At 71.2% G+C, this 24,339-nt stretch carries 19 protein-coding genes and 1 pseudogene; 11 read left to right on the top strand and 9 right to left on the bottom strand.

What is annotated here, in order from left to right; genetic code table 11:
• The first annotated feature begins 1 nt into the window (after position 1).
• Positions 2 to 3,181, top strand: a complete 3,180-nt coding sequence (locus tag QCZ28_RS16750; RefSeq protein ID WP_279517516.1) for a UvrD-helicase domain-containing protein — start codon at positions 2 to 4, stop codon at positions 3,179 to 3,181.
• Positions 3,182 to 3,347: 166 nt separating this feature from the next.
• Here the strand turns inward: QCZ28_RS16750 and QCZ28_RS16745 are convergent, their stop codons facing one another.
• Together QCZ28_RS16745 and QCZ28_RS16740 are read right to left on the bottom strand one after the other, a co-directional pair.
• A complete protein-coding gene (locus tag QCZ28_RS16745; protein WP_279517515.1) occupies positions 3,348 to 4,001 on the bottom strand; it encodes a prepilin peptidase in 654 nt (217 codons plus the stop codon).
• A gap of 10 nt (positions 4,002 to 4,011) precedes the next feature.
• A complete protein-coding gene (locus QCZ28_RS16740; protein WP_279517514.1) occupies positions 4,012 to 5,016 on the bottom strand; it encodes an EamA family transporter in 1,005 nt (334 codons plus the stop codon).
• A 396-nt stretch (positions 5,017 to 5,412) separates the two neighbouring features.
• Here QCZ28_RS16740 and QCZ28_RS16735 point away from each other — a divergent pair.
• The 3 genes and pseudogenes from QCZ28_RS16735 to QCZ28_RS16725 all read left to right on the top strand — a co-directional run.
• Positions 5,413 to 5,883, top strand: a pseudogene (locus QCZ28_RS16735) (hypothetical protein); the annotation flags it as partial.
• A 485-nt stretch (positions 5,884 to 6,368) separates the two neighbouring features.
• A complete protein-coding gene (locus tag QCZ28_RS34510) occupies positions 6,369 to 6,815 on the top strand; it encodes a hypothetical protein (protein WP_347815111.1) in 447 nt (148 codons plus the stop codon).
• A 156-nt stretch (positions 6,816 to 6,971) separates the two neighbouring features.
• Positions 6,972 to 8,213, top strand: coding sequence for an ATP-binding protein (locus QCZ28_RS16725; protein ID WP_279517512.1), 1,242 nt, complete (start codon positions 6,972 to 6,974; stop codon positions 8,211 to 8,213).
• A 13-nt stretch (positions 8,214 to 8,226) separates the two neighbouring features.
• Here QCZ28_RS16725 and QCZ28_RS16720 read toward each other — a convergent pair whose 3' ends face one another.
• On the bottom strand, positions 8,227 to 8,775 hold the full coding sequence (locus QCZ28_RS16720; protein ID WP_210860113.1) for an N-acetyltransferase: 549 nt from the start codon (positions 8,773 to 8,775) through the stop codon (positions 8,227 to 8,229).
• 133 nt (positions 8,776 to 8,908) lie between these two features.
• Here QCZ28_RS16720 and QCZ28_RS16715 point away from each other — a divergent pair, with 133 nt between their 5' ends.
• Both QCZ28_RS16715 and QCZ28_RS16710 read left to right on the top strand, forming a co-directional pair.
• Positions 8,909 to 9,454: a DoxX family protein gene (locus tag QCZ28_RS16715; RefSeq protein ID WP_279517511.1), complete on the top strand. Its 546-nt coding sequence runs from the start codon at positions 8,909 to 8,911 to the stop codon at positions 9,452 to 9,454.
• Positions 9,455 to 9,669: 215 nt separating this feature from the next.
• The gene (locus tag QCZ28_RS16710; protein WP_279517510.1) at positions 9,670 to 11,136 is read left to right on the top strand and encodes a glycosyltransferase 87 family protein; all 1,467 of its coding nucleotides are present in this window, start codon (positions 9,670 to 9,672) and stop codon (positions 11,134 to 11,136) included.
• Positions 11,137 to 11,157: 21 nt separating this feature from the next.
• Here QCZ28_RS16710 and QCZ28_RS16705 read toward each other — a convergent pair whose 3' ends face one another.
• The 5 genes from QCZ28_RS16705 to QCZ28_RS16685 all read right to left on the bottom strand — a co-directional run bounded on the left by QCZ28_RS16705 (position 11,158) and on the right by QCZ28_RS16685 (position 17,217).
• Complete coding sequence (locus QCZ28_RS16705; protein WP_279517509.1) at positions 11,158 to 11,586, bottom strand: molybdenum cofactor biosynthesis protein MoaE; 429 nt, start codon at positions 11,584 to 11,586, stop codon at positions 11,158 to 11,160.
• On the bottom strand, positions 11,583 to 12,839 hold the full coding sequence (locus QCZ28_RS16700) for a molybdopterin molybdotransferase MoeA (RefSeq protein ID WP_279517508.1): 1,257 nt from the start codon (positions 12,837 to 12,839) through the stop codon (positions 11,583 to 11,585). Before QCZ28_RS16700 ends, QCZ28_RS16705 begins: the two co-directional genes overlap by 4 nt.
• 67 nt (positions 12,840 to 12,906) lie before the next feature.
• Positions 12,907 to 13,377, bottom strand: a complete 471-nt coding sequence (locus QCZ28_RS16695) for a MogA/MoaB family molybdenum cofactor biosynthesis protein (RefSeq protein ID WP_279517507.1) — start codon at positions 13,375 to 13,377, stop codon at positions 12,907 to 12,909.
• Complete coding sequence (gene moaC / locus QCZ28_RS16690) at positions 13,374 to 13,865, bottom strand: cyclic pyranopterin monophosphate synthase MoaC (protein WP_030331784.1); 492 nt, start codon at positions 13,863 to 13,865, stop codon at positions 13,374 to 13,376. Before moaC ends, QCZ28_RS16695 begins: the two co-directional genes overlap by 4 nt.
• 259 nt (positions 13,866 to 14,124) lie before the next feature.
• Positions 14,125 to 17,217: a BTAD domain-containing putative transcriptional regulator gene (locus QCZ28_RS16685; RefSeq protein ID WP_279517506.1), complete on the bottom strand. Its 3,093-nt coding sequence runs from the start codon at positions 17,215 to 17,217 to the stop codon at positions 14,125 to 14,127.
• A 708-nt stretch (positions 17,218 to 17,925) separates the two neighbouring features.
• On the opposite strand from QCZ28_RS16685, the gene QCZ28_RS16680 reads away from it, so the two are divergent.
• From QCZ28_RS16680 to QCZ28_RS16660, 5 genes are all read left to right on the top strand, one after another.
• Entirely contained in the window at positions 17,926 to 20,328 is a 2,403-nt protein-coding gene (locus QCZ28_RS16680) for a bifunctional diguanylate cyclase/phosphodiesterase (RefSeq protein WP_279517505.1), read from the top strand.
• A gap of 50 nt (positions 20,329 to 20,378) precedes the next feature.
• The gene (locus QCZ28_RS16675; protein ID WP_279517504.1) at positions 20,379 to 21,722 is read left to right on the top strand and encodes a glycosyltransferase family 87 protein; all 1,344 of its coding nucleotides are present in this window, start codon (positions 20,379 to 20,381) and stop codon (positions 21,720 to 21,722) included.
• Between the two features lie 41 nt (positions 21,723 to 21,763).
• Positions 21,764 to 22,396: a phosphoribosyltransferase gene (locus QCZ28_RS16670; protein WP_279517503.1), complete on the top strand. Its 633-nt coding sequence runs from the start codon at positions 21,764 to 21,766 to the stop codon at positions 22,394 to 22,396.
• A gap of 22 nt (positions 22,397 to 22,418) precedes the next feature.
• A complete protein-coding gene (locus tag QCZ28_RS16665) occupies positions 22,419 to 22,799 on the top strand; it encodes a zf-TFIIB domain-containing protein (protein ID WP_030331799.1) in 381 nt (126 codons plus the stop codon).
• A gap of 98 nt (positions 22,800 to 22,897) precedes the next feature.
• Positions 22,898 to 23,575 (top strand): maleylpyruvate isomerase N-terminal domain-containing protein, encoded by a 678-nt coding sequence (locus QCZ28_RS16660; protein WP_279517502.1) that lies wholly within the window; start codon positions 22,898 to 22,900, stop codon positions 23,573 to 23,575.
• A 33-nt stretch (positions 23,576 to 23,608) separates the two neighbouring features.
• On the opposite strand, the gene QCZ28_RS16655 is transcribed toward QCZ28_RS16660, so the two are convergent.
• Positions 23,609 to 24,316, bottom strand: coding sequence for a hypothetical protein (locus tag QCZ28_RS16655; RefSeq protein ID WP_279517501.1), 708 nt, complete (start codon positions 24,314 to 24,316; stop codon positions 23,609 to 23,611).
• Between the last annotated feature and the right edge of the window lie 23 nt (positions 24,317 to 24,339).

The following is a 24,339-nucleotide window of genomic DNA, read 5'->3' as shown; positions in this document are numbered from 1 at the left end:
CGTGCCCCCGTTCAGCGCCGTACCCCCCGGTGGCCTACCGCCATTCGTCGCGGACCTGCACATCCACTCGAAGTACTCGCGCGCGTGCAGCCGTGATCTCACCACGCCGAACCTCGCGTGGTGGGCCCGGCGTAAGGGCATCGGCCTGCTCGGCACCGGCGACTTCACCCACCCCGCCTGGTACGACCACCTGCGGGAGACGCTGCGCCCGGCCGAGCCGGGGCTCTACCGGCTCGACCCGGAGGCGGAACGGGACGTCGCCCGCCGACTGCCACCCCGACTCGCCTCGACGGCGGAGGCGGACCCGGTCCGGTTCATGCTGAGCGTGGAGATCTCCACCATCTACAAGCGGGACGACCGGACCCGCAAGGTGCACCACCTGATCTACCTGCCGGATCTGGACGCGGTGGCCCGGTTCAACACCGCCCTCGGCCGGATCGGCAACCTCGGCTCCGACGGCCGGCCGATCCTCGGACTGGACTCCCGCGACCTGCTGGAGATCACGCTGGAGGCCAGCCCCGACGGTTACCTGGTGCCCGCGCACATCTGGACGCCGTGGTTCTCCGCGTTGGGCTCGAAGTCCGGCTTCGACGCGATCGCGGACTGCTACGCCGACCTGGCCGAGCACATCTTCGCCGTGGAGACCGGGCTCTCCTCCGACCCCGCGATGAACTGGCGCGTCGGCAGCCTGGACGGTTACCAGTTGGTGTCCAACTCGGACGCGCACTCGCCACCGGCTCTCGGCCGGGAGGCGACAGTGTTGACCGCGGAACGGGACTACTTCGCCGTTCGGGAGGCGCTGCGTACCGGTGACGGCCTGGCCGGCACTGTCGAGTTCTTCCCGGAGGAGGGCAAGTACCACGCGGACGGGCACCGGCTGTGTGGGGTCAACTGGTCTCCGGAGCGCACCCGGGCCGCCGACGGGCGCTGCCCCGAGTGCGGCAAGCCGCTCACCGTGGGTGTCCTCAGCCGGGTCGAGGAGCTGGCCGACCGTCCGGCCGGGCACCGGCCGGCACACGCCCGGGACGTCACCCACCTGGTGCCGCTGGCCGAGATCCTCGGCGAGATCAACAAGGTGGGTGCCCGGTCGAAGAAGGTCGAGGGGCGGTTCAACGAGTTGCTCGCCGCACTCGGCCCCGAGCTGGAGATCCTGACCACGACGCCGTTGGCCGACATCGAGCAGGCCGGCGGTGAACTGCTCGCGGAGGGCATCGGGCGACTGCGGCGCGGCGACGTCCGCCGGGTGCCCGGCTACGACGGCGAGTACGGCGTGATCACGCTCTTCGACCCGGCCGAGCTGGGCGCGCAGGAGACCCTGTTCGACGTACCGGTGCCGGCGCAGCGACGGCCCACGGAGCCGGCGCCCCGGGTCGCGGCAAAGCGCCCAGCGGCGGCGAAGTCGGAGCCGAAGCGGAAGCCGGCCCCGACGCCCCCGCCGCCGATCGCGTCGCCGCCGTCTCCGCACGAACCGTTCGAGCCGATGCTCGCCGGCATGGAGGAGGTCGGCACCGGCCTGCTGGACCGGCTGGACGCCATGCAGCGGGTGGCCGCCTCCGCCCCCGGTGGCCCGCTGCTCATCGTGGCCGGTCCGGGCACCGGCAAGACCAGGACACTGACCCACCGGATCGCGTACCTCTGCGCGGAGCTGAACGTCTTTCCCGAGCACTGCCTCGCGATCACGTTCACCCGGCGGGCCGCCGAGGAGTTGCGGCACCGCCTCGACGGCCTGCTCGGCCCGGTCGCCGAGGACGTCACAGTGGGCACGTTCCACGCGCTGGGGTTGCTGATCCTGCGGGAGAACACCGCCGCCGCGGGCCTGCCGGCCGACTTCCGGATCGCCGACGACGCCGAGCGGGCGGCGGCCCGCACCGAGGCCGGCGACGACAGCGCCACCTACACGTCGCTGCTGCGTAAGCAGGACCTGGTGGACCTGGACGAGCTGGTGACCCTGCCGGTGGAGCTGCTGCGGGCCGACCGGAAGCTGGTCGAGCGGTACCGGGACCGCTGGCGGTGGATCTTCGTCGACGAGTACCAGGACGTCGACGAGGTGCAGTACGAGCTGCTGCGGCTGCTCAGCCCCACCGACGGCAACCTCTGCGCGATCGGCGACCCGGACCAGGCGATCTACTCGTTCCGGGGTGCCGACGTCGGTTACTTCCTGCGCTTCTCCGAGGACTTCACCGACGCCCGGCTGGTCCGGCTCAACCGCAACTACCGCTCGTCGGCGCCGATCCTGGCCGCCGCCGTGCAGGCCATCGCACCGTCCTCGCTGGTGCGGGGTCGACGACTGGACCCGGCCCGGCTCGACCCGGAGGCCCCGCTGGTCGGGCGCTACCCGGCGGCGTCGGTGGCCGAGGAGGCCGACTTCGTGGTGCGTACCGTCGACGACCTGGTCGGCGGGCTGTCGCACCGCTCGCTGGACTCGGGCCGCATCGACGGTCGGTCCACCTCGCTGTCGTTCTCCGACATCGCCGTGCTGTACCGCACCGACGCGCAGGCCGCCCCGATCGTGGACGCCCTGAGCCGGGCCAACATCCCGGTGCAGAAGCGTTCCCACGACCGGCTGCGGGATCGGCCCGGGGTTGCCGCCATCGCCCGGGAGCTCCGGCACGCCGACGGTCTGGCCGGCTCGCTGGCCGCCCGGGTGCGGCTGGCCGGTCAGGTGGTCGCGGAGCGGTTCGCCGTGCCCACCCTGGACGGCGCTGGCAGCGCCGTCCGCCCCGAGGACGTCCGCTCGGCGGTGGACCTGCTGACCCCGTTGGCCCGGCGCTGCGGCGACGACCTGGAGACCTTCCTGTCGCAGTTGGCGACCGGCGCGGAGGTGGACGCACTGGACCCGCGCGCCGAGGCGGTCACGCTGCTCACCCTGCACGCCGCGAAGGGCCTGGAGTTCCCGGTGGTCTTCCTGGTCGGCGTCGAGGACGGGCTGCTGCCGCTGCGCTGGCCGGGCTCGACACCGGACGACGACGCCGTCGCCGAGGAACGCCGGCTCTTCTTCGTCGGCCTGACCCGGGCCCAGGACCGGCTGTACGTCAGTCACGCGGCCCGCCGCACCCGCCACGGCACCGAGCGCGACTGCGCCCCCTCGCCGTTCCTCGGCAGCATCGACCCGGGCCTCTTCGAACGCTTCGGCGAAGAAGAACCCCGCCGCCCAAAGGACCGCCAACTCCGCCTGATCTAACCCCCGCCCCCGCCCTTCAACTGCGTCGATCTTGCACTTTCTGTTGCCCTTCTGCGCGGGATGCACCTTGTGCCGGCACCGAAACCGCAAGATCGACGAGGGGCTTGGGGCTTGGAGGCGCGGGGCTTGGGGCTTGTGGCGCGGGCTTGGGGGCGCGGGGTTTGGGTCAGGTTAGGAGAGCGGCGAGCCAGGCGCCGGTGAGCAGGGCTGGGCCGAGGGGGAGCGGGGTGTTCCGGTGCACCTTTCGGGCGGCCAGCAGGCCGATGACCAGGACGCCGTGCAGGACGTGCGGCAGGAGAAGGCCGGCCAGCAGGGCGTCCCGCCCCAACCAGCCGAGCGGCAGGCCGAGGACGGCGGCGAGTTTCACGTCGCCGAAACCCAGTCGGGACCCGGGCAGCACTGCCAGCAGCACGTGCGCCGCCCCCGCGACCGCCGCGCCGCCCAGCGCGCCGAGCAGCCGGCCGGGAGCGCCGGACAGCACCGCCGCAACTGTCAGACCCCCGAGGGCCAGCAGCCCGGCAACGAGGACCAGCGGGTCGGGCAGCCGCAGGCAGGCCAGGTCGACCCGCGCGAGCACCAGACCGATCGCCCCGACCGCGAGGAAGACCGGCAATGCCGGGTCGTCGGCAGCCGCGCCGGCAAGGCCGACAAAGACGCTGGCCGCCACCATCGGCGCGACCCAGGGCCGCCGGAACGGCTGCGGCAGTGCAAACGCCGACGACCCGGCGTCCGCCGTGGCGAAGCGCCGCGACATCAGGGGTACGACGAGGCCGACCAATGTGCCGAGCAGAGCGATCGACACCAGCGCGACGGCCGACATGGCCCGGACGTTACCGACGCCCGCGCACGGGCGTGGCCCCCGATCGTGATCCCGTGCCGGTCCGACGCGGCCGTTCGGTGACCACCACGACCGCGACCCCGGCCACGATGACGGCACCGCCGAGCAGCACCTGCGGGGTGACCGGCTCGGCCACCAGCAGCGCGCCGAGCACCACCGCGACCGCCGGGTTCACGTAGGCGTACGTCGACACCAGCGAGATCGGCGCGTTGTGCAGCAGCCAGACGTACGCGGTGAAGGCCACCAGTGAACCGGCCACCATGAGGTAGCCCAGCGCCAACCAGGACCGGGTGCTGACCGCCGCCGGGTGGAAGTCGGCCAGTTCGCCCCGACCGGCGGCGACGACCGCCAGCACCAGCGAGCCAGCCACCATCTCGTACACGGTGGCCACGAAGGGGTCGGCGGGCATCCGGACCCGTCCGGACAGGAACGACCCGACCGACCAGGAGGCGGTCGCCGCCACCACTGTCAACGCCCCGACCAACGGCACCGCGCCCGAACCACCGCCGGGCAGCACCAACAGGATGAGGCCGACGAAGCCCACAGTGACCCCGGCGAACGTCCAGAGCGGCGGCCGGTCCCCGGTGGCCGAGCGCAACAGCACCACCAGCAGCGGCACCGTGGCCACCAGCAGCGCGGCGATCCCGGACGGCACCGCGACGCCGGGCGGCCCCGATTCGGCGAGCACCACCAGGCCGTTGCCACCGGCGAGCAGGAGCACCCCGACCAACGCGACCGAGCCGAGTTGCCGTCGGTCCACCCGCAGCGCGCCGGGGCCCCGGCGCAACCGCAGCACCACCGCCAGGATCAGGCCGGCCACCGCGAACCGGAGGGCGGCCGACAGCAGCGGGGGCACCGTCTCCACGGTGATCCGGATGGCCAGATAGGTCGACCCCCAGAGCAGGTAGACCACGATCAACGCGATCCAGATCAGTGCCGGTGTGGTGCTGACGCGACGGCCGGCGAGGGCCGTGGCGCTCGGTGGAGGTGAGCTCATCAGTGGACCACGCTACGGTGACCTCGGAGTCCGCGTCGCGGTTTGGTGGCCGGCCTCTCACCACTCGTGCAGGAGGGCGGCATGACGAACTACGGACAACCGGGAGGCGGCCACCCGGGGCCGTGGCGTGGCCAGCGACCCGATGAGACACCGGGCCACCCGGTGCAGCGGCAGTACCCGCCCACGCCAGAGTCGTACCCACCCACGCCCGAGTCCTACCCGCCGACGGTCGCGTCGTACCCGCCCGGCCCGCAGGGGCCCGGGTCATACGGCGAGCCGACCTACGGAGGCGGGCCGGGAACGCGGTACGGTGCAGCGCCCGGCGCGCCCTACGGCGGCTCGTACCAGCCGACCCCGACCTACGGCGGGCAGCCGCCGTACCGGCCCGACGACCCGTACGGCGAGGATCCGGCACCAGGCCGGCGCGGCCGGGGGCCGCTGATCGCGGTGCTGGCCGTCGTCCTCGTGGTGGTGGTCGTCGCCGGCGTGTTCTGGTTCCGCGGTGGGCAGAGCGACCCGGCGCCGGCGGCAGCACCGAGCAGTCCGGCGGCGGTTGCCGGTGAGCCCAGCGCGGACGCGGTCGAGCCCGCGCCGAGCGCGGCGGCACCGGAGTCGTCGGCCGATCCCCGGTTCGCCAAGGTCGGCCAGTGCGTCCGCAACGACGGCGCCGCCGGCGGCAAACCCAAGCTGCTGATCAGCGGCTGCACCGCGAAGTCGTACGAGGTGCTGAGCCGGATCGACGGCCCGACCAGCGGCGAGCGGGACGCCGAGACCAAGTGCGACAAGGTGGAGGGTTACACCAACTGGTATTTCTTCGACAGTGAGCTGGACACTCTCGACTTCGTCCTCTGCCTCAAGCAACGCTGAGACCACCCACCCCCGGGGATGACATGACGACCTACGGACCTGCGGGTTCCGATCAGCCGGACGACCCGTACCAGCGCCCGCCCAGCGGGCCTGACAGCTCACCACCGGTCGACCCGACCGTGCCGCAGTGGAGCACCCCGCCGGCCGCCGACGACCCCACCCGGCAGCAGTGGAGCACCCCGCCGGCCGCTGACGACCCCACCCGGCAGCAGTGGGGTCCGCCGCCGGCCGGCGCGGAGCCACCGACGGCACCCATGTGGGTGCCGCCGCCCACCAACCCGGGGCCGCAGTCCACCAGCCCGGAGCCGCCGACCACGCCGATGTGGGCGCCACCGCCGACCTCGGGCCCGGGTTACCCGCCGCCCGGGCCGTACCCTCCGGCGGGCCCGTTCCCGCCGGCCGGCCCGACGCCCGGTCAGCCGGCCGGTCCGGTCCCGGGTCAGCCAGCCGGCCCGTGGGGTCAGCAGCCGCCCGGCGGCTACGGGGTGCCGCCCGCCGCGCCGGCGAAGACCGGCCGCAACGTCGCCCTCATCATCGCGGCGGTGGTGCTGCTGGTGCTCTGTCCGTGCCTCGGCCTGGCCGGTTGGGCGGTCTGGAAGGTGGCCGACGCTGGCAGCGATGCGGCGCGTACCCCGTCGACGAGCGCTCCGGTCGTGCCACCCGCCCTGCCGAGCGACGCGCCGCCGTCAGCCGCGCCGTCTCCGGACGAGGAGTTCGCGCGGGGCGACTGCGTGGTGAACGACGGCAGCGAGGACGACGCGGAGCTCCGCAAGGTGCCGTGCGGCCCGAACACCTATCAGGTGCTGCTGCGCATTCCGGCTACCACCGACGGCGACCGGTGTGAGGTGCTCGCGCCGCAGGCGACAGCGAACTACGTGCACGACAACTCGGTCGACCTGTTCGACTACGTGCTCTGTCTGAAGAAGCGGTAGCCCGAGCTGGGCGGCCGGTCCGCCGATTGGCAAAACTAGGGCTGTCTAGCGTGGACGCTAGACAGCCCTAGTTTGTTGTCGACGGTTCCGACACGCCGGTAGCCCCATCTATCCATGTCTAGCCCCGCAGCTAGATGGCCCGATAATCTGCGATGCGTGGATCCGGTCCGCAACCCGTACGCGCCGGGCGCCGGCCAGCGTCCGCCCGAACTCGCCGGGCGGGGGCGGGAGCTGGACGTCTTCGACATCGTGCTGGAGCGCATCGCCCGCGGCCGACCCGAGCGCAGCCTGATGCTCACCGGGCTACGCGGCGTCGGCAAGACGGTTCTGCTCAACACCCTCCGGTCCCAGGCGATCAACCGGCTCTGGGGCAGCGGCAAGATCGAAGCTCGACCGGACCAGTCACTGCGCCGACCGGTCGCCGCCGCGCTGCACATGGCGGTGCGCGAGTTGGCCCCCCGCCACCGCGCGCCGGACCGGATCGACGCGTTCCTCGGCGTCCTCAAGGCGTTCGCCCAGCGGTCCAACCCGACCGGCCGGGCCGGTGCCGCCACCAAGCTGCGCGACCGGTGGCAGCCCGGCATCGACGTGCCGGCCGCCAGTGGTCGGGCCGACTCCGGCGACATCGAGATCGACCTGGTCGAGCTGTTCAGCGACGCGGCCGCGGTGGCCAGCGACGTCGGCACCGGCATCGCCATCTTCATCGACGAGATGCAGGATCTCGGCCCGGAGGACGTGTCGGCTCTCTGCGCCGCCTGCCACGAGCTGTCCCAGCTCGGCGCGCCGCTGATCGTCGTCGGTGCCGGCCTTCCGCACCTGCCGGCGGTGCTCAGCGCCGCCAAGTCGTACTCCGAACGGTTGTTCCGCTACCAGCGCATCGACCGGCTCGACCGGATCGCCGCCGACCGGGCGCTCTGCGCGCCCGCCGAGCGCGAGGAGGTCGAGTACGAGCAGAAGGCCCTCGACCTGCTCTACGAGAAGTCCGGCGGCTACCCCTACTTCGTCCAGGCGTACGGCAAGGCGACCTGGGACAACGCGCCGCGCTCGCCGATCACCGCCGCCGACGTGCGGGTCGCCGCACCCGAGGCGGAAGCAGAGCTGGCGGTCGGGTTCTTCGGGTCCCGGTTCGAACGGGCCACCCCCGCCGAACGCGAGTACATGCGGGCGATGGCCACGTTGTCCGCGGTGGAGGGCGAGCCCGGCGCGGTGGTCCGCGACGACATGGACGCCGCGGTGCCCACCGCGGAGATCGCCCGAGCCCTCGGCCGCAAGCCGGCCAGCCTCTCCCCGGCCCGGGACGCGCTGATCAAGAAGGGGTTGATCTACTCCGGTGAGCGGGGCACCGTCGCCTTCACGGTCCCGCACTTCGGCCGGTACCTGCGGACGCAGCCGGCCTGACGCGTCAGCCCGCTCAGACCTTCGACCAGGGCGCCGGAAAGAGCACCTCACCGCGCGGCGGAGGGCCTTCCTCGCTGGTGGACGGAGGCAGCACCAACGCCTGCCACGGCTCACCGAGGCCCGCCCACGGGCCGGTCAGGCCCAGCTCACTCGCCGGGCCGAACCCGAACCGGCGGTAGAAGGCCGGCGCGCCGAGGACCACGACGAGTCGCTCACCCAACTCGGTGGAGGCGTCCAGTGCGGCCTGCACGACCGCCGTGCCGTGCCCGACACGTTGCCGGTGCGGCGCCACGGCCACCGGGCCGAGCGCCAGCACGGGCACGTCGGCGCCCCGCTCCGGCCGCAGACGCACCCGGGTGAGCAGCGCGTAACCGACCACCTCACCGCCGTACTCGGCGACCATGGCCAGCTCCGGCAACCAGGCGGTGGTGTCGCGCAGCTCGTCGACCAGGCTGACCTCCGGCGGCGTCGTCACGTCCGGGCGGGCGAAGGCGGCGGCCAGCACGCGGCGCACCGAGCCGGCGTCGGCCGGATCCTCGGGGCGTAGCCGCAGCGTGGTCACCCGCGCGACGTTACCCGTCAGCGCCCGTCCATCCGTGACGGTCGCTCGATTCGGCGTGGCGTACGTGTACGAACACCAATCCGATCCTGCGGTTGCCCGGGTAGCAAACGCCGCGACGGGGTATGACTGATCCATGACGCCCGTACGCTCCCTCGCCCGCGCCATGCTGAGCGGCATCTTCGTGGTCAGCGGGTATCGCAACTTCCGTGCTCCCGGCCGGCTGTCGGCCGCCGCCAAACCCGTGACCGACAAGGTCGCACCGATGCTGAAGAAGGCGCACCCGAACTTCCCCACCGAGACTGAGACGTTGATCCGACTCAACGCCGCCGTGCAGGTCAGCGCCGGGTTGATGCTGGCCACCGGTCGGTTCAGCCGACCCGCGGCGCTGGTCCTCGCTGGCACGCTGGTGCCGGTGACCGTCGCCGGGCATCCCTTCTGGAAGAACGACGACCCGATCGCCAAGAACAACAACCAGATCCACGTCCTGAAGAACATCGGGCTCCTCGGTGGTCTGCTGCTCGCCGCGGCGGACACCGGAGGCAAGCCGGGGCTGCGGTGGCGGACGGGCCATCGCATCGGCCACTCTCGACGTTCCGTGCAACGCGCCGTCCGGACCGCCCGACGCGAGGCCCGAATCGCCGTCCGCTCCGCCTCCACCGCACGTCGGCTCCCCGGCTGACCTGCGTCGATCCGTCTCGGTCTCACCCCCACCCCCCGCTAAGGGCACGAATTACCTGAACCACCCGGTAGGCGTTAACGCGGTGGAAATGTCAAAAACATGTGTGGGATCGGACACGGTCGCATAACGCGGGAGGCACTGACGTGAGGCGCCGTTCTAGGCTCCGTGCAGGACCTGGACGGATAGGACGACCTTGGTACGGGGGTGGCCACGCCATGCCGACGGATGTCGGTAGACGGGCGGACCGCCTCGCCCCAATCCAACGGGTGACGCGCGGGATCGACCGCGTGACGCGCGGGATCGATCGTAGGAACGTCGTACGGGGTGCCATCGTGGCCGCCGTCGCCTATGCCGCATGGCTCGCCATCGGCGCTTTCGGGCGACCGTACAACTTCTTCGACATGAAGATCTACCACGGTGCCGTGGTGTGGTGGGCGAGCGGTCACGAGCTCTACGAGTTCATCGCGCCCGAAACCACGCTCGGGTTCACCTACCCACCCTTCGCCGGGCTGGTCATGTTGCCGATGGCGCAGCTGCCGATCGACGCGGCCGGTCTGGTCAACGCCGCCGCCAGCATCGCCGCGTTGGCGCTGGTGCTGGCCGGGCTGCTCCGACCCATCGTGGACCGACTGGGGTGGCCACTGTGGTTCACGGTGGCCGTGGCGGTGCCGCTCGCGGTCGCCATCGAGCCGGGCCGGGAGACCCTCGGGTACGGCCAGGTCAACATCCTGCTGTTCGCCCTGATCATGGCTGACCTGATCGGCCTTCGCTGGCGGTCCCGCCGGGGCACCCACTACGCCGCCACCGACGGCCCGCTGCTGCGCTTCGTCTACGGCGGGGCGTGGGCCGGGGCCGGGATCGGCCTCGCCACCGCTGTCAAGCTCACCCCGGCGCTGTTCATCGCCTACCTGCTGATCACCCGTCAGTGGCGGGTGGCGGCCACCGCCATCGGCACCACGATCGGCGTGACGCTGGGGACCTTCGCGATCGTCGGCGACGAGTCGCGGACCTACTTCGGCAGCGTGCTGTGGCAGACCGAACGGGTCGGCGCGGCCGACATGACGCCCAACCAGTCCCTCGCCGGTCTGCTCGCCCGGCTGTACGACTCGATCGAGACCCCGGGGCTGCTGTGGCTCGCCTTCTCGGTGCTGGTCCTGGCGCTGGGCCTGTCCCGGGCGGCGAGTTCCCGCGCCGACGGTGACGAGCTGACCGCCTTCACGCTTGTCGGTCTCACCGCGAACGTGATCAGCCCGATCTCCTGGACGCACCACCTGGTCTGGGTGATCCCGGCGATCATCGTGCTGGCCGACGCCGCTGTGCGTCGCCGCGAGGCGAGCCGGGGGACACCGCAGCGCACCGGCCAGGGGCCGGTCTTCGGCGGGCTTCCCGGGGTCAACGGGCTCCGCCCGCCGATCTGGTACCCGACGCTGACCGGGCTGCGCCACGGCGTCGCCGCGATCGGGCTCTACCTGCTCTTCCTGATCTCCCCGATCTGGCCGTACGAACACCAACTGCCGGAGATGTCGCACTACCAGGACGGCCTGTTCGGCGCGTTGATGGAGAACTCGCTCGCGCTCGCCCTGATCGTGCTGGTCGCCGCGCTGCCCTGGCGACCGGGTGCGGAGCCGGCGTTCTACGGCGACCGGCTGTCCAGGGCCGTGGTGGTCAACGGTCACCGCTGACGGGTGGGGGCAGGTGGCCCGTCAGGGGCAGTTGACCCATTCCTCGGTGCCGTCGGTGAAGACCTGCCGCTTCCAGATCGGCAGTCGCGCCTTGACCTCGTCGACCAGCCGGGCGCAGGCCGCGAAGGCCGCCGCCCGGTGCGCGGTGCTCACCGCGGCGACCAGCGCCACGTCACCGATCGCCAGGGGGCCGACCCGATGCGAGACCGCCACCGCGTAGACGTCGGGCTCCGCCGCGATCTCGGCGGCCACCTCGCGCAGCACCTGCTCGGCGCTCGGGTGCCCCTCGTACTCCAGGCTGGTGACCTGGCGGCCGTGGTCGTGGTCGCGGACCACGCCCTGGAAGGACACCACCGCGCCGGCCCGGCGGTCGACGACCGCAGCCTCGTGTGCGGCCAGGTCGAGTGGCCGGTCGGTGACCTCGCCGAAGGTGACAGCTGGTGCGGTCACGACGCACGCTCCCCGGGGAACAACGGCAGTGGCACGATCGGCACCCGGTCGCCCGGCTCGCCGCTGGTGCCGGGGCGGATGACGGCGAACCCGTCCGCGCCGGCCAGGCCCCGCAGCATCGCCGAGCCGACGTGGCGGACCGGGGACGCCACCCCGGCGGCCCGGTCCAGTCGGACCAGCGCCAGGTGGGTGTGGTCACCGCGGCCGGGCACCGCCTCGGCCAACGTGGCCTGCGGCAACACCGGCATCGACCGGCCCTGGAGGCCGGCGAGCAGCGGGCCGACCAGCGACACCAGCGCGACGATGGCGGACTGCGGGTTGCCCGGCAGCCCGGCCACGAACCGGGCACGCCCGTCGGGGCCGGTCAGCCGGGCCAGCAGCATCGGGAAGCCGGGGCGGACCGCCACCGTGTTGACCACGTAGTCGGCGCCGAGCGCCTCCAGGGTCGGGTGCAGGTGGTCGACCGGACCGTTCATCGTGCCGCCGGTGGTGCAGACCAGATCGGCGTTCGTCAGCGCCGAGCGCAGCGCCGCCACGTGCGCGGGCAGCGTGTCGGCCACCGGGCCGACCACGTCGGACGGGCGGACCTGGCAGCCGTAGCGCCGCAGCCACGCCGGCACCGAGGGGCCCAGCGCGTCGCGGACCCGACCGGCCGCGGGCGGACCCGCTGTCAGCAGCTCGTCGCCGAAGACCAGCAGCGCGGCACGCGGCGCCCGTCGAACCCGCAACGTGTCGTGCCCGCAGGCGGCCGCCAGGCCGATCACCGCCGGGTCGACCGGCGTGCCGGCCGGCAGCAACACCTCATCGGCGTACGCCTCCTCGCCGGGTTTGCGCCACTCGGGCGTGCTCCGGGGAACGCCGCTGACCAGGCCGTCAGCACTCTTCGACTCTTCCACGCGCAGCACGGCGGTGGCCCCCTCGGGCACCATGGCACCGGTCGCGATCTCGACGGTCGTGTCGTCCTCGGTGAGCGGCGCGGGGGTGCTGCCGGCCAGGACCCGCCCGACGACGCGCCACGGACCACTGCCGCGCACCGCCCAGCCATCCACGCTGGAGGTCGGGAACGCCGGCAGGTCGGTGCGGGTGGTCAACGGCTCGGCCAGGGTCGACCCGTCGGTGTCGACGAGTGGTCGGGCGACGGTGGGCAGCGCGGCGGCCAGGCCGACCGCGTAGACCCGCGAACGCGCTTCCTCCCACCCGGCAGGCGGGGGTGCGCTGACCCGATCCGCGTTGGGTGCGGTTTCCGTGCTCACCGACCGAGCCTATCGGCACCGACCGACACCCGTCCGGGCCTGGCGTGCACCCGGTGGCCCAAGCGGTTCAGTGGTCCCCGCCGCGAAGCTGGTCGACGGTGTGCCCGAGGATCGGCCCGAGAACGGCCAGGCCGTCCCGGGCGCCGCCGGTCGAGCCGGGCAGGTTGACCACCAACATCCGACCGGCGACCCCGGCCAGGCCCCGGGACAGCACCGACGTCGGCACCCGCTCACGGCTGTGCGCGCGGATCGCCTCGGCAATGCCGGGGACCTCGTAATCCAGCAGACCCCGGGTCACGTCCGGCGTCCGGTCCGACGGGGTCACTCCGGTGCCACCGCTGGTCACCACCACGTCGACACCGTCGGCGCGGGCGGCCCGCAGGGCCTCGCCGACCGGCTCACCGTCGGGCACCACCACCGGATCGTCGACCTGGCAGCCCAGCTCGCGCAGCCCGGCGACGAGCAGCGGGCCGCTGGTGTCGGCGTAGACACCGGCCGCTGCCCGATTGGAAGCGACGATCACCCGGGCCCGGATCACTGCCGATCCTCCGGACGAACCCACTCGCCGGTCTTGCCGCCCTCCTTGCGCAGCACCCGGACCGCCTCCACCGAGGCCGCCGGGTCGACCGCCTTGACCATGTCGACCAGGGCGAGACCGGCGACGGCCACCGCCGTCAGTGCCTCCATCTCCACCCCCGTCCGGTCCGCCGTGCGGGCAGTGGCCGTGATCTCGACGGTGTCGGTGGTCAGCCGCAGGTCGACGGTGACGCCGTGCAGGGCGATCGGGTGGCACAGCGGGATCAGATCCGGAGTGCGCTTGGCCCCCATGATCCCGGCCAGCCGCCCGACGGCCAGCGCGTCACCCTTGGGCAGACCGTCGCGATGCAACAGGTCGATGACCTCGGGTGTCGTCCGCAGACGGCCGGCCGCGACGGCCAACCGGCCCGTCACCGCCTTGGCGGAGACATCGACCATGCGGGCCGCGCCGGCGCGATCGACGTGGCTGAGCTGCGCGGGTTCGGTCACGGTCGTGAGCCTATCGGTGCGGTACGACGGTGGTCGGAAGGAGCGACGTCACGCTGACGATCACACCGGGTGCTGACGGCGCAACGGCCCGACGCCGCTCCTTCCTGACCGACCCGCCGCCGAGGTCGCTGGGGGGACCTGGCAGCGGGCGCGTGTCGGCGACCCGGTTCTGCCCAGGAGCAGAACCTCCCCCGTCCGCCGATACGGCCAGAAGCTACCGGGCTCGGCGATAAGAAATCGATAAGAGCCGTTGACCTGGTCAGGGCCCCGAGACCACGGTTGTGGAAGCCATCTCGGCGAGGCGGCGTTCGGCCTCGAACCGTTCCGGCACCCCCATCCGCCGGAAGATCGCCAACGCCCGCTCCCAGTGCCTGCGGGCCTCGGCCGGGTCGGCGCGGGCGAAGCACTCGGCGAGACCGGCCAGGGCACGCCCCTGCTCGTACGGGTGCGAGATCCGGGTGGCCAGTCGCAGGGCGGCCTGGTGCATCTCGACGGCCTCGCCACCTCGCCCCTGCGCCAGCAGGGTACGGCCGAGTTCGTTCAGCGCGGCCGCCTCGACGTGCCGTTCCCCCGAGGTGATCGACAACTGTCTGGCCGCCTCGTGTTGCTGTTGGGCCTCGACCAGACGGCCGAGACCGCGATAGGCGATCCCGAGGTCGTTGCGCACCTCGGCCTCGGCAAACCGATGGCCGGTGCGATCGCGCAGGGCCAACGAGGCCTTGAGAATCCGGATCGCCTGCGGAAAATGGCCCATTCTTACGCGCACCGCCCCAACATGGCCGAAGGCGTTGAGTACATGGAAATCCTCGGACTTCGTCCGGGCCCATGCCAGGTGCCGGCGGTGCAGTCGCAACGCCTCCTCGTAGCGCCCGAGCATCATCAGTGCCGTGCCAAGGTTCGGCAACACCACTGGCACCCCGACATTTCCGTATCCCTTGTAGTCGCGCAGGCTCTCCATACCGACTGTCACCGCCTCGGCCAGGTGCCCGCTCCACGCGTAGACGGCCGCGAGGTTGGCCCGGTACCGCGCGGTGTTCCGCACGTCCCGGGAGTTGTGAGAGAGGTCTACCGCCCGGGTCAGGTGGTCAAGCGCCCACTGGTTGTCACCGGTGCGTACGTAGGCGGAAGCCAGGTAGTTGTTCACCACCGCCATCGCGTCAACATCTCCCGTTGCCTCCGCCGCCGTCAGTGCGTGGCGGAAGGTCAGGATCATGTCCTCGAAGTATCCGCGGATGTAGAAAAATCGCCAGAGGGCGCGGGCCAGTTGCCAGCAGTGCCGGTAGAGCTCCGACTCGAGCGCTGACAACACCATTGCCACCAGTTCCGTGCGTTCGGCCTCCAACCAGTCGGTGCATGGTTCACCGATCGCCTCGACCAGCTCAGGACACCCGGAGTAACGGTGAGTGACCTGGGATCTGATGACCCCGGGCTCCAGCAGATCGGCGACCCTCAGCACCGCCTCCAGCGTGAAGTCGAACAGTTGAGCCAGGCCGGCCTTTCGGTCGCTCGCGGACTCGGTACGCGTGCACAACTCCACGGCGTACTGGCGCATGAGGTCGTGTAGTCGGTATCGCGTCGAGTCCAGGTCTTCCACCAGGTTCCGGTCGACGAGGTCGTCGAGCGCCCGGTGAGCTTCCGCCACCGCCAGGCCGGTCAGTGCGGCGACTGCCGCCGGGCTGAAGCGGTTACCGGGATACAGACCCAGGAACCGGAAGACACGCTTGGTCGAACCCGGGAGCGGCTCATAGGAGGCGGCGAAGGCGCCGGTGACTGTGCTCTGTTCCTGAGCCAGATGATGCAGCACCAGAGGATCGCCAGCCATCTGTCCGGCCAGGTCCGCCACCCGCCAGCCGCGCCGATGGGCGAGTCTGGCACCGGCCAGCCGAATTGCCAGGGGGAGATGCCCGCACAGCCGGACCACCTCGGCCGCGGCATCCGGCTCCGCTTCGACCCGGGCCCTACCGACACTGAGTGCGAGGAGGTCGAGACTCTCTTCAGGAGTCATCACCGGCAACGTCTGTGAAGGCGCCACGTCCGGGTGAGAGAGCCTCCGCCTTGAGGTCACCAGCACGACGGCGGTCGGCTCGGTCGGCAGGAGAGGCAGAATCTGCTCGCTGCTCGCAGCGTTGTCGAGGACGAGCACCGACCTTCGACGGCCCAGTTCTCGTCGCCACAACTCGGCTCTGGCGTCGAACTCGACCGGAACGCGGTCGGCCGGCACCTCAAGCTGACGCAACAGCGTGACCAGCGCACCCGCTGGCTCGACCCGGTTCTTATCGCCATGGCCACACAGGTCGATGAACAACGTGGCGTCCGGATAGCGATCGGACAGCCGGCGGGCCAGGTGCACGGCGAGGGCCGTCTTGCCGCTGCCCGCCATGCCGTCGATCATGTGCACTGGCGGGACTCGTTCCTCGACTCGCCGGGTCTCCGCCAGCAGCCGCGACAGGACGTCCTCCCGCCCGACGAAGTCCGCGACGGCCCGCGGAAGATGATCCACCGGTGTGACCTGACCCGTCTGTTCAGCTGCCGCCTCTCCCGCCGCGCCGTGCACGAGCGCCGCGGCGGGTCCTGGTCGGGCTCCCGCTCGGGAGAGCACAGCCGGCAGCGGGCTCGGAGTGGCAATCTCGCGGTGCAACTCTTCGATGCTCGCCCCGGGGCCCACTCCCAACTCGGTGATCAGCCGTGTCCGGATCTCGTCGTACGCGATGAGTGCGCCCGCGTGATCGCCACCCTCGTACAGCGCCCGCATGAGCAGGACGTACGTCGGCTCCCGGAGGGGATGACGGGTGGTGACTTCCCGCAACAACGGGATCGCCAGATCACCCCGCCCCGATCTCATCTGTACGTCGGCAAGAAGTTCCACGGCGAGCAGACGCTCTTCCTCGGCGGCGAGCACGCGTGCGCTGAGCACGGGTCCCAGCGGGATGCCGGCGAGCATGGGGCCCTGCCACCGGGCGACGGCTCGGCTCAGCAGCTCCCGAGCTTGCTCCAGGTGGCCGACCTCCAAGGCTTCCCGGCCCGCGCTCCGCTCCAACTGGAAGCATGCGACATCGATCAGCTCGGGCGGCACGTCGAGACGAAAGCCGTTCCGCTGCCGCACGACGACCCCTCGCCCGGAGGGGAAGGCCTCGAAAGTCCGGCGCAGATTGGCGGCATAGCTCAGCACATTCGCCACGGCCGATCGCGGTGGGCGATCGGCCCATAACTCGTCGATGCAGTCGGCCACGGTAACCAGTCGACCTGGCTGAACTGCGAGCATCGCGAAGATCGCCTGCTGTTTGGGTGTGCCGAGGCGCAACGTGCGAGAAAGTAGTTGCACCGAAAGGCCGCCTAGAACCTGAATCTCCACTCGCCCTACTCCAGCCGTCGCGGGTATTCAGCCGATCACACAACGAAGCCTAGGACTCACCCCGGCAACTCACCGCTCGTGCGGCGATGCGAAGGGTCGTGGCCCCCGAGAGCCTTGCGAGGAAGCGACCGCCTCACGACCTAGTCGTACCAAATTTGCCTATTCCGCCACTACACCGAGCCGAACTCCGGGTGAGGCCACAGACAGAGGGCCGCAGACTAGGGGGGAATAGCACGTTCATAACCTGAACAGATACCGTCCGCAGTTTCGAGCCCGCTGCGAAACCAACACCGCCGCGACCTGACCGCACTCCGTTTAGCCGTGATGGACAGAACGTGATAAATCGACTCTAGCTTGGCTAATGTTGCGTATACCGACATATAATTCTTCTAAGCTGCCCTTCTACCTCTTAAGCTGCCTTTCGTTAGGAAGATCTCCCCTCGGGCGAGGTCATCGAATGGCACGGCAGCAGAGAGGGGCATTGCGATGCGCGGCAGCGAGTGGGACTGAAAATTCCGCAGGGTACGTGCGCGACTCCCGCACGTTAGGCTACGAACAAGGCGGAGGCAGTCCTTCGGGGGTGATGTGACCCATCCTCAGCGACGAGAGACTGAGACCGATCAGCGGCTACGGCTGCTCGTCGGTCTCGTCGTCGTTGTAGCCGCAGTCATCACGGCCACCTCACTCCCGGTCGCAGTGCGGTTTGCGATGACTGCCACGTCGAACGATGCCGCGGTCCTCGTCGTGCTCACCGCGACCATCGCCCTGGGAACGCTGGTCAAAGCAAGGGTGCGGATCCGGTCCACCACCCACTCGATCAGCTGGACCGAAACGGCGATCATCATCGGCCTCGCCGTCGCTCCAGCCCCGATAGTGGTGCTCTCAACGGCGGTGGGCATCGCGTTCACCTGGCACCGCCAGCCAGCGATCAAGCTGGCCTTCAGCGTGGGAAAGAACGTCATCGTGGCCTGGGGTGCCGGCATCACGCTGGCAATGACAACCTGGACCTGGCCGCCCGAGGGCACCGTGGCCCTGCTCGTGCCGTTGGCGCTGGCTTACCTGACTGCGGCCCTTCTGGACGACATTCTGGCCATACCGGTCATCGCGCTGGCGTCCCGGACCAAGATCTCAAAGCAGTTCCGAAGCAATCTCGACCTCCGGCTCGCCGGTTTCGCCCTACGGTTCGTCGTGGCGGCCTGCACGCTGCTGATCCTTGAGGCCAACCTCAAACTCCTGCTGGCCATACCGCCGCTCGTGCTCAGCCTGCACCTGGCCTACTCCACGAGAATCCGTTCCCGGACCGAACAGCAGGCGTGGCAGCGGCTGGCCCGCACCACCGACGCGCTCAACGTGGTCGACCTGGACAACGTCCTCACCACCGCCGTCACCCAGGCCGCCGAGTTGTTCTCCGCCGACGAGGTCGAAATCGAGCTGCGTGACGGCGGCCGCACCGTGCGCGGTGGCACCGGCGGCATCACCTTCGACGGCCCGACCGGCACCCCCACCGACGTGGCCGGCACCGTCGTCCCCGCGCCACTGGAAGGCCACGACCGCACCGTCGACGTCGGCATGCTCCGACTGCGCTTCCGAGGCCCGGTGCAACTCTCCGAACGGGAGCAGTACACCCTGCGCACCTTCGCGTCCGCGCTCTGCACGGCCGTCCGCAACGCCCAGGCGTACGCCGAACTGGCCCGGGTGGCCGACGAGCACGCGTACGCGGCCTCGCACGACGCGCTGACCGGGCTGGCCAACCGCCGACAACTCCTCGACGAGGGCACCGAGCAGTTGAGCACCCGGCACGCCGACGGTGTGACCGCGCTGGTGCTGATCGACCTCAACCACTTCAAAGAGGTCAACGACACGCTCGGGCACGCCGCCGGCGACCAGGTGCTGGTGCAGGTGGCCGACCGGTTGCGCGGCGCGGCCCAGACGACCGACCTGGTGGCCCGCCTCGGCGGCGACGAGTTCGCCGTACTCCTGCGGGGTCTGCCGGCCCCGGCGGTGGCCGCGCACCGGGCCGAGACACTGCTCGCCGCCCTGCACGAGCCGTTCGAACTGGACGGCATGCGCATCAGCGTCGAGGCCAGCGGCGGGATCTCCGGCGCCCCGTCCAACGGCGGCATGGCCGAGCTGCTACGCCGCGCCGACGTGGCCATGTACCAGGCCAAACGGGCCGGACAGCGGATCGCCACCTACGCCCCCACCAGGGACACCGCCGACCTTGGCCGCCTCACTCTCGGCGGTGACCTGCCCCGCGCGGTCGCCGACCACGAGTTCGTCGTCAACTTCCAACCGATCGTCGACCTGGGCACCGGCGAGGTGACCAGCGCGGAAGCTCTGGCCCGCTGGCACCACCCCGTCCACGGCCTGATCGACCCGCTGCGGTTCCTGGAGGCGGTGGAGCGTTCCGGCCTGCTGCCGGCGTTCGCCGAAGCGATCCTCGACCAGGCGCTGATCGCGGCGGTGAGTTGGCGCGACGCCGGCTTCGACGTACCGGTCGCCGTCAACGTGTCCCCGCGCAGCCTGCTCGACGCACGGTTCCCGGGCTCGGTGCTGGCCCGTCTGCGCGCCCACGACCTACCACCGGACCGGCTCGTCCTGGAACTGACCGAGACGCTGACCCTCAGCCAACTCGACGTGGTCGACCGGGTGCTCAGCCGGCTCCGCGACGAGGGAGTCCGGCTGGCGTTGGACGACTTCGGCACCGGCTACTCCTCGCTGTCCCTGCTCTCCCGGATCCCCGTACACGAACTGAAGATCGACCGGAGCTTCGTGACGACGATGGAGAGTTCGGCGGAAGCCGCCGCCGTCATCCGTTCCACCCTCGACCTGGGACGCAGCCTCGACCTCGACGTGGTCGCCGAAGGGGTGGAGAGCGAACCGCAGCGGCGAGCCCTCTGGGAGTTGGGCTGCGTCGCCGGCCAGGGCCACCTGTTCGCCCGACCGATGCCGTCCGGCACCCTGCTCGCGGCGATGCAACGCGGCTCCGGCGGCCGACCGGGCACCCTCGCCGCACCGCTGCACGACGCGGGGGCGGTGATCCGGCTGAGCCAGAACCGCCGCCAGGCCGGCCGCTCCCGACCCGACCGCCTCCCCCACCTGCCCGCCTGAGCAGGCGACGGCCCGCTGCGCGGGCAGCCCGGTCTGCCAGACTGTCGCGCGTGATCGTCGACGACCCGACCGCCCGCCGCCGTCGCTGGCACTGGCGGACGCTCGACAACGCCGCCGGAGGGCTCGCCCTCGACCTCGGCCTCTACGCCGTCTCGGCCACCTTCGCCGCGATCACCGCGGTCACGTCGACCCTGCTGCCGCACCGCGCCTGGGGCGCTGTCGCCGCCGTCGGCTACCTGCTCGCCACGCTGACGGTGACCGCCCAACTGCTGCTGCGCCGACGCTCCCCGACCTCCCGGCTGACCGGCCTGCCAGCCCGCTGGGCGGTCACCGGTCTCGCCTGGGTCGCCACCACACTGCTGCCACTGGCCTGGCAGAGCATCGACCGGGCCGGCGGACGCACCGACCGGGCCCAGGAGGAGGTGCTGGTAGTGGAACAGGCCGGCAACCGCCTCCTGGAACACGGCACCCCGTACCTCGGACCCGACGCCATCGCCGCCCTGCCACCCGGCGAGCAACTGATGGGCTACACCCCGTACCAACCCGGCATGGCGATGTTCGGCCTGCCCAGAGCGCTGCTCGACACCTGGTGGACCGACTCCCGGGTCTGGTTCGCGGTAGGCACCGCGCTGGCCCTCGCCCTGGCCGTGATCGCCCTGCGCGGCACACGGGCCACAGCAGGCCAGCCCACCGCCACCCAGCAACGGGACGCCGCCCTGCTGCGCGGCGTGCAGGCCGCCACGGTCCTACCCGTCTGCGCCCTCACCCTCGCCACCGGCGGCGACGACCTACCCGTACTCGCGCTCTGCCTGCTGGCCCTCGCGTTCGCCGCCACCGACCGACCCGGCCGGGCCGGCCTCGCCGTCGGGCTCGCCGGCGCGCTGAAGCTGTTCGCCTGGCCGGTCGCCCTGGTCCTGATCGTCTGGGGCCTGACCCGCCGCGCCGGCACCCGCGTCGCCGCCGGCGCCATCGGCCTGCCCGTCGCCGCACTACTGCCGGCCCTGCTGGTGGACCGCGACGCCCTCACCGAGAACGTGCTGCGCTTCCCGCTCGGCCACGGGCTGGTCACCAGCCCCGCGCAGTCCCCGTTCCCCGGCTACCTGATCGCCAGCACGCTACCCGCCGGCCGGCTCATCGCCGCCGCGCTGCTGGTCGCCGCCGGAATGGCCATCGCCGTCCGGCTCGCCCGCCGCCCGCCCCGCACCGCCGTCGCCGCCACCCTCATCTGCGGGTACGGGCTGCTCGCCGCCATCGCCCTGATGCCCTCGACCCGCTTCGGCTACCTGCTGTATCCACTGGCGCTGCTGACCTGGGCACCCGCGCTGCACCGCCCGGCCGACACGCCGGCCACCCCGCTTCCCGACGTCCAGCCCGGTCGGAGCACTTCGGCGTAACTTCCGAGCGGAACGACCCGTCAGGGCGTAGACCTGAAGGCATGACGACGTACCGCGACCGGGCCGACGCCGGCCGGGTGCTCTCCGAACGGCTCAGCGCACTCATCGGCGAACCAGACGTCGTCGTCCTCGGCCTCGTGCGGGGCGGCGTACCTGTCGCCCGAGTCGTCGCCGAACGGCTCGGCGCGCCACTGGACGTGCTGGTCGTCCGCAAACTCGGCATGCCGTGGGCCCGCGAGGTCGCCTTCGGCGCACTCGGCCCGGGCGGTGTCCAGGTGCTCAACGACCTGGTGGCCGGCCGGCTCAGCAGCGACGACATCGCCCAGGTCAGCCGGCAGGAGCAGGCAGAGCTGGAACGCCGGGAACGGCTCTACCGGGGCGGGCGCGCACAGTTGGACCTCACCGGACGGACCGCGGTGATCGTCGACGACGGCCTCGCCACCGGCGCGACCGCCCGCGCCGCCGTCGAGGTCGCCCGCCAACTCGGGGCGCACCGGGTCGTGGTCGCGGTCCCGGTCGGCGCGCAGGAGGCGTACGAGCTGCTGAGCGCCGAAGCGGACCAGGTCATCTGCGCCCAACGCCCACCCGACTTCGGCGCGGTGAGCGTCTACTACGACGACTTCCACGAGGTGTCCGACGAAGAAGTCACCGAGGCGCTCACAGCAACCGCTTAGGTGCACCAGGTACCGTCGGGAGATGAGCCTCACCTGTCCCAAGTGTCACGGAGAAATGCGCCAGTACGAGCGCAGCGGCGTCGTCATCGACCAGTGCGGGGAGTGCCGAGGCATCTTCCTGGACCGCGGCGAACTGGAGAAGCTGTTCGAAGCGGAGGCCAACTGGAGCCGCCAACAGGCCGGTGGCGCGCCAGGTCAGCCCGCGCAGCAGCCGGCCGGCTACCCGCCGCCGCCCCCGCCTCCGGCGCACCAGCCCGGGTACGGCAACGTCCCGCCGCCGCCCCCGCCCGCCCACGGCTACCCGCCGCAGCCGGCCTACGGCCACCCGCAGCAGCACCACGGCTACCACGGCCACTACCGGCAGAAGAAGCGCAAGGGCTTCCTCGACGAGATGTTCGGCTGAGCCGAGGCAAGCCTTCGCCCGGGTCGATCCCCGCGTCGGCCCGGGCACACCACCGGTGACCGTTGGCGGGCGGCAGGCTCCATGCCAGGCTGAATCGCATGACAGCGATCCGACCGCACGAGGCGCTGGCCCAGGCGTACGACGGGATCAGCGCGGTGGTCGGCCGCCTGGACGACGCCGGCCTGCAACGAGCCACCCGATGTCGGGGATGGCTCGTCGCCGACCTGCTCCTGCACGTGCTCGGCGACGCCCAACGGGCACTCGTCACCCTGGCCAGCCCCGTCGACGGCCCCGCCGACGTCGACGACGTGAGCTACTGGCGGGACTTTCCCGGCGACGACGACTCGGCCGCCCGGCACGCCTGGTGGGTCCGCCGATCGGCCGCCGCCTTCGACAGTCCGACCGGGATCGTCGACCTCTGGCGGGACACCGCCCCGGCGGCGGTCCGCGCCGCCGCGTCAGCCGACCCTGACGGGTACGTGACCACACAGGGCCATGTGTTGCGGGTGCCGGATTTCCTCGCGACCCTGACCACTGAGGCCGCCATCCATCACCTGGACCTGACGCTGGAACTGCCCGACGCCCCGCCGCCCGGCCCACTTGCGGTACGCGTCGCGGTGGCGACCATGGACGGCCTGCTCAGCGACGACACGGTCAGACCCACCGCCTGGGACGACCACGACTTCCTGCTGAAGGCCACCGGGCGGGTGCCGCTGACCGACCGGGACCGGCTGGAGCTGGGCGAGTCGGCGGGCTGGTTCCCGCTGCTCGGCTAAGCCGTCGTCCTTGCTGCTAGTAGCGAACAGAAGTCAACCGTCGAGGATCTTCTTCGCCATCTCTGCCTTTCGCGCCAACGCGACCTCCGCTTCCGCGTACAGCAAAGCAACTATCTTTTCGGCAGGCCCGCACGTTGTTCCGATCGTGTAGATCGTTTTGTGCGGGCGGACAGACAAACCCTTGATATCATTCTTCCGAAGAAACACCGCAAACGAATCGAGTAACCGCTTGCTGCCCACAAGCCTGAATTGAGAGAAAGTCGATTGACTGGGAGCCTGTCGCCGGTACTGACCGATTGATCCATCGCCATCGACGACACCTCGCCAGAAGTCGCGCGATTCAGTCAGTCGATCATTGAGCGGGCCGTCATACCGTCCCAGAGTTGTCAAACGCTCCGCAAGGCGATTCGAGCGCACCGAAAACTGACACGACCCATGGGTGGGGCTTGGCGCGGAGATACTACTGGTCGAACCCAGGAAGGTACGCAACGAGACAAGATGTTCCCGGTCTCGCTGGGCAAGTCCCACGGAGATCTGCGGTAGATGACCTGCCCGGTACGTCACGCACCCGTCGGCGAAGAGAAACCCTAGCCAGTAGCATGCTTCCGGGGTCAGCAAGTCGAAAGCGTCGTGGCGAAGTGTGTGAACAGTCTTTCGGAGGACGACGCCACGGCGGACCAACAGTCCGCGCATCCCTGGCTCGGTGAAACCGAAATTCTTTGCGACTTCAGTTACAGACATGCCTTCGGCGTATTGCCTTACCG

This window comes from Micromonospora sp. DH14 (assembly GCF_029809455.1).
In the GTDB taxonomy this organism is placed as follows: Bacteria; Actinomycetota; Actinomycetes; order Mycobacteriales; family Micromonosporaceae; genus Micromonospora; species Micromonospora parva.
Note: the sequence above shows the minus strand (reverse complement) of the source record. Positions and strands in the feature narration are given on the sequence as shown.